We start from the raw sequence: 5,906 nt of genomic DNA on the forward strand, positions 1-5,906 counted from the left end.
GTTCCGGGCCTCTCGCGTTGCGGCGATCCCGACGGGACTTGAACCCGCGACCTCCACCTTGACAGGGTGGCGAGCTAACCAACTGCTCCACGGGACCAGGGTTTCCTGATCTCGTTCACTCGCTTGCCGCGCTGCGAACAAGACAGACTGTAGCCCATGGTGGGCCCCCAGGTCGAACTGGCTCCTGAACGCCCACCCGCACCCGTCCGCAGCTCACAGCACCGGCGGGGGCGGTCACCCGCCCCCGCCCGGGTCAGAGCGTCGCCCGCGCCGCGTCCATCGCCTTCATGATCCGCTTCTCCGAGACCGGGCTCGGCGTGCCCAGCGACTGGGCGAAGAAGCTGACCCGCAGCTCCTCGATCATCCAGCGGATCGCCCGCACCTCCGCGGACGGCTGGTGCCCGGCCGGCACCGCCGCCAGCAGCTCCCCGTACGCCTGCTGGACCTGCTGCACCTTCAGCAGCTGCTGGGCGTCCCGCTGCGGGTGGTTGGGCAGCGCCTCCAGGCGGCGGTCCACCGCCAGCAGGTAGCGCTTGAGGTCCGGCAGCCGCTGCCAGCCGGTGGCCGTCACGAAGCCCGGGTGCACCAGCGAGGCCAGGTGCAGCCGGACGTCGTTCACCGCGTTCAGCAGCACCGGGCTGCTCACCGACTTCAGCCGGGTCGAGGCCTTGTGGAAGGCGATCAGCGCGGTGGCCGTCTTCAGGGTGGTGTCCGCGGACAGGTCGTACAGGTCCGCGCGCACCTTGTCGTGCAGCTTCCCGAAGGCCGCCTCGTCCCAGGCCGGGCCGCCGTTCAGGGCCATCAGCCGGTCCGTCGCGGCCGACACCACGTCCTCGAACAGGGCGGTGATCGAACCGTGCGGGCTGTGCGAGAGCGCCAGCTTCGCCTGGTTGCCCAGCCGGCCCTGGATCGACTTGGCCGGGGAGTTGGTGGTCAGCGTCAGCAGCCGCCGCGTCCCCTCCCACATCGACCGGGCCTGCGCCTCCGGGGTGTCGAACAGCTTGACGCCGACCGACGGCCCCTCGTCCACCAGCGCCGGGTAGGCGCGCATCGAGTGGCCGCGCGAGCGCTGCTCGAAGGTGCGCTGGAGCACCGGCAGCGAGGCCGGCCAGGCGGTCAGCCCGCTCTGCTCGATGCCCTGGCCGGAGGCGGCCGAGGAGAGCGTCTCCTTGAGCTTGGGCTTGAGCTTCAGCCGCAGCTCCTCCAGGTCCTTGGACTCGGCGAGCTTGCGGCGCCCGTCCACCACCCGGAAGGTCACCTTGAGGTGGTCGGGGACCCGTTCGTCGTCCCAGGCCTCCGGGGGCACGGTGACCGCCGTCAGGCGCTTCAGGGCGTGCTCCAGGGCCGGGAGGAGCGGTTCCTGGCGGTCCTTCACCGCGCGCAGCGCCGCCTTGGCGAAGTCCGGCGCCGGGACGAAGTTGCGGCGGACCGCCTTCGGCAGCGACTTGATGTACGCGGTGACCAGCTCCTCCCGCAGACCGGGGATCTGCCAGTCGAAGCCCTCCGCGGTGACCTGGTTGAGCACCGGCAGCGGGATGTGCACCGTCACGCCGTCCGCGTCGCTGCCCGGCTCGAACTGGTAGGTCAGCTTGAAGCGGAGCTTGCCCTGCTGCCAGTGGTCCGGGTAGTCGGCCTCGGTGACGCCGCCCGCGGCGTCGTTGATCAGCATCGACTTCTCGAAGTTCAGCAGGTCCGGCTGCTCGTGCCGGGCCTTCTTCCACCAGGAGTCGAAGTGCCGGGTGGAGACGACCTCCTCGGGCAGCCGGGCGTCGTAGAACTCGAACAGGGTCTGGTCGTCGACCATGATGTCCCGGCGGCGGGCCCGGTTCTCCAGCTCCTCGACCTCGCCGAGCAGCTTGCGGTTCTCCGCGAAGAACCGGTGGTGGGTCTCCCAGTCGCCCTCGACCAGCGCGTTGCGGATGAACAGCTCGCGGCAGAGCTCCGGGTCGATCCGCCCGTAGTTGACCTTGCGCTGGGCGACGACCGGCATCCCGTAGAGGGTCACCTTCTCGTACGCCATGACGGCGCCGGCCTTCTTCTCCCAGTGCGGCTCGCTGTAGCTCCGCTTGATCAGGTGGCCGGCCAGCGGCTCGACCCACTCCGGCTCGATCTTCGCGTTGATCCGCGCCCAGAGCCGGGAGGTCTCCACCAGCTCGGCCGACATCACCCAGCGCGGCGGCTTCTTGAACAGGCCGGAGCCCGGGAAGACCGCGAAGCGGGCGCCGCGCGCGCCGCCGTACTCGCGCTTCTCCACGTCGAACAGGCCGATGTGGGAGAGCAGGCCGGCCAGCAGCGACTGGTGGATCCGGTCGGCGTCCGGCTCGGCGTCCTCGTGCGGCTCCTCGATCGTGACGCCCAACTGCTTGGCGACGGTGCGCAGCTGGACGTAGATGTCCTGCCACTCCCGTATCCGCAGGTAGTTGAGGAACTCCGACTTGCACATCCGGCGGAACGCCGAGGAGGAGAGCTCCCGCTGCTGCTCCCGGACGTAGCGCCACATCGCCAGGTAGGAGAGGAAGTCGGAGGTCTCCGAGTTGAACCGCTTGTGCCGCTCGTCGGCGGCCTGGCGCTTCTCGGCCGGGCGCTCGCGCGGGTCCTGGATGGAGAGCGCGGCGGCGATCACCATGACGTCGCGGACGCAGCCGTTGCGGTCCGCCTCCAGCACCATGCGGGCCATCCGCGGGTCCACCGGGAGCTGGGCGAGCTTGCGGCCGAGCGCGGTCAGGCGCTTGCGCGGGTCCTTCTCGTCCGGGTCCAGCGCGCCCAGCTCGTGCAGCAGGTGGACGCCGTCCTTGATGTTGCGCGAGTCCGGCGGGTCCAGGAACGGGAAGGCGGCGATGTCGCCGAGGCCGGCCGCGGTCATCTGGAGGATCACCGAGGCCAGGTTGGTGCGCAGGATCTCGGCGTCGGTGAACTCGGGGCGGGAGAGGAAGTCCTCCTCCGAGTAGAGCCGGATGCAGATGCCGTCCGAGGTGCGGCCGCAGCGGCCCTTGCGCTGGTTGGCGCTGGCCTGGCTGATCGCCTCGATCGGCAGCCGCTGCACCTTGGTGCGGTGGCTGTAGCGGGAGATCCGGGCGGTGCCCGGGTCGATCACGTACTTGATGCCGGGGACGGTCAGCGAGGTCTCGGCGACGTTGGTGGCCAGCACGATCCGGCGGCTGCGCGAGCGCTGGAAGACCTTGTGCTGCTCGGCCGAGCTGAGCCGGGCGTACAGCGGCAGGACCTCGGTGTTCTTCAGCTTCAGCTTGTCGAGGGCGTCCGCGGTGTCGCGGATCTCGCGTTCGCCGGAGAGGAAGACCAGGATGTCGCCCGGGCCCTCGGCCTGGAGCTCCTCGGCGGCCTCGCAGATCGCCTGGACCTGGTCCCGGTCCCGGTCGCGGTCGACCTCGTCCGCCTCGTCGTCCCCGTCCTCGGCGAGCGGCCGGTAGCGGACCTCCACCGGGTAGGTGCGCCCGGAGACCTCGACGATCGGGGCGTCGCCGAAGTGGCGGGCGAAGCGCTCCGGGTCGATGGTCGCGGAGGTGATCACGACCTTGAGGTCCGGGCGGCGGGGGAGCAGCTGCTTGACGTAGCCGAGGATGAAGTCGATGTTGAGGCTGCGCTCGTGCGCCTCGTCGATGATCAGGGTGTCGTACTGGTGCAGGTCGCGGTCGGTCTGGATCTCCGCGAGCAGGATGCCGTCCGTCATCAGCTTGACCAGGGTGTCCTGGCCGACCTGGTCGGTGAACCGGACCTTCCAGCCGACCGCCTCGCCGAGCGGGCTGTCCAGCTCCTCCGCGACCCGCTCCGCCACCGTGCGGGCGGCGATCCGGCGCGGCTGGGTGTGGCCGACCAGGCCGCGCACGCCGCGGCCCAGCTCCAGGCAGATCTTCGGGATCTGGGTGGTCTTGCCGGAGCCGGTCTCGCCCGCGACGATCACCACCTGGTGGTCCCGGATCGCCGCCAGGATCTCGTCCTTCTTCTGGCTGACCGGGAGCTCGGCGGGATAGCCGATCTCCGGCACGGCCTTCCGGCGGCGCTCGACGACCAGCTCGGCGCGGTCGATGTCGGCGGCGATCTCGGCGGCGACCTTCTGCCGGGCCTCGGGCTTGCGGACCCGACGGGCCCCCTCCAGCCGGCGTCCGATCCGTACCTGGTCGCGCAGGGTCAGCTCGGGCAGACGGGCGGCCAGCTCGCCGATTCCGGGGCCGCCCTCGGCGGGTACGGTGGCGGACTGGACTGCGGGAGAACTCACTGCGGGCATCCCTCTAGGTTCGCAAGGAGGCACGGCGGAGCGCACCTCGGTTTTCGAGCCCCTCCAGTGTCACAGCCGTGAGCGGCGAATCGCGAACGCCGGGCAACGGTCCACGGCCGTCCCGGGCTCTGGGGGGTGAGGAGGTGCTCATGGGAGCCCACAAGACCGCCCGGGACGAGGAGTTCCGGACGTTCGTCGGCAGCGCCTGGTCACGGCTGCTCAGGACGGCGTACCTGCTCGCGGGGGACCGGCACGGTGCCGAGGACCTGGTCCAGCAGGCGCTGGAACGGGCGTACGCGGCCTGGAACAGGGTGCGCGCCGCGGACGATCCGTACGCCTACGTGCGCCGGATCGTGATCAACGAGCACGCCCGGCGGTTCCGGCGGCGGCTGGTCGAGTACCCGGTCACCGAGTTCCCGGACCGGCCCGCGCCGGCCGGCACCGACCCGGACGACCGGGCCGTGCTGCTCGCCGCGCTCGGCGCCCTGCCGCCGCGGCAGCGCCAGGCCGTGGTGCTGCGCTACTGGGAGGACCTCAGCGAGACCCAGACCGCGGAGGCCATGGGCTGCTCGGTCGGGACGGTGAAGAGCCAGGCGGCCCGAGGGCTGGCCAAACTCCGCGGGGCCTCCTCACTCATCGGACTGACGAGCATCGGAGGGGCAAGATGAGCAACCAGTACCTGCCCGGGGACGAGGCGGGCGGCGACGAGCCGGCCACCGTACGGGCCCTGGGCGAACTGGCCGGCAGCGTCGAGACCGGGACGGTCCCGTACGACCGGCTGGTCGCCGGCGGCCGGCGGCGGCGGCGGCGCCGGCGGCTGCTGACCGCCGGGGTGGCGGCGGCGCTGGTCGCCGGGATCGCCGGGGGGACGGCGGTGCTCGGCGAGCGCGGTCGGCAGGCCGTCTCGACCGTGGTCGCGGCCTCGGCCACCGACGTGGCCGTCCCCGGCTCCGCGGGCGGCACGGCCACCCCGAAGGCGCCCGGCGCCCGGGACCCGTTCAACCCCACCCGGGTCAAGGTCGGCGAGGGCACCGCGAACGGCCACGCCTGGGAGGCCTGGGTGGCGCTGTGGCCGACCTCCCCCACGAAGGAGGGCGCCCTCAAGCAGGCGCAGCTGATCCGGGCGGAGCGGTACGCCGTCAACCCGGACGTGAAGCCGGTCAGGCAGAGCGACGTCGACAGCAACTGGGACGCGGGCATCGACGAGGTGAACTACTACTACACGGTGGACGGCAAGCGGCAGGCCGACGACTCCGTGCACGCGGTCTCCTCCCCGGGCGGGTACCCGGCCGCGGTCGGCGGCGCGTCGCTCGGCCTCAAGCACGCGACGGGCATCCCGCCGGTGGTGATCGAAGGGGTCCGGGCCGAGGTCGCGAAGGTCGCGGTCGACTGGAAGACCGGCGGCACCACCGAGGCGGTGCCGGTCGCCGTCGGGGACTCCCCGTTCCGCTACTACGGCGTGGTGGCGAAGCCGGGCACCGACGCCGCGAAGATCACCCAGTACGCGGCGGACGGCTCGGTGGTGAGCAGCACCGACAGCTGGCTCCGGACCTCCTGACCACCTGACCGGGCCGGATGGCGGGCTCGACGGAACCGAGCCCGCCGTCCGCGACCCTACTCAGGCGCCAGGAACACGGTCAACGCCGCCCGGCCCCACCGCCCGGCTCACCGT

The 5,906-nt window shown here is 71.9% G+C and carries 3 protein-coding genes and 1 tRNA gene; 2 read left to right on the forward strand and 2 right to left on the reverse strand.

The features are described 5' to 3' along the window. Window positions 1-23: 23 nt before the first annotated feature. A tRNA-Asp gene (locus ACFU7Z_RS34875) sits at window positions 24-97 on the reverse strand. A gap of 156 nt (window positions 98-253) precedes the next feature. Then, window positions 254-4,234, reverse strand: coding sequence for an ATP-dependent RNA helicase HrpA (gene hrpA / locus ACFU7Z_RS34880; protein WP_369808314.1), 3,981 nt, complete (start codon window positions 4,232-4,234; stop codon window positions 254-256). 149 nt (window positions 4,235-4,383) lie between these two features. On the opposite strand from hrpA, the gene ACFU7Z_RS34885 reads away from it, so the two are divergent. Together ACFU7Z_RS34885 and ACFU7Z_RS34890 are read left to right on the forward strand one after the other, a co-directional pair. After that, window positions 4,384-4,902 carry a SigE family RNA polymerase sigma factor gene (locus tag ACFU7Z_RS34885; RefSeq protein WP_117488941.1) on the forward strand — a complete coding sequence of 173 codons (519 nt, stop codon included), beginning with the start codon at window positions 4,384-4,386 and terminating at the stop codon, window positions 4,900-4,902. Further along, window positions 4,899-5,792, forward strand: a complete 894-nt coding sequence (locus ACFU7Z_RS34890) for a hypothetical protein (RefSeq protein WP_380782016.1) — start codon at window positions 4,899-4,901, stop codon at window positions 5,790-5,792. Before ACFU7Z_RS34885 ends, ACFU7Z_RS34890 begins: the two co-directional genes overlap by 4 nt. Window positions 5,793-5,906: the final 114 nt, after the last annotated feature.

The sequence above is a fragment of the Kitasatospora sp. NPDC057518 genome (genome assembly GCF_042802075.1).
GTDB lineage: Bacteria > Actinomycetota > Actinomycetes > Streptomycetales > Streptomycetaceae > Kitasatospora.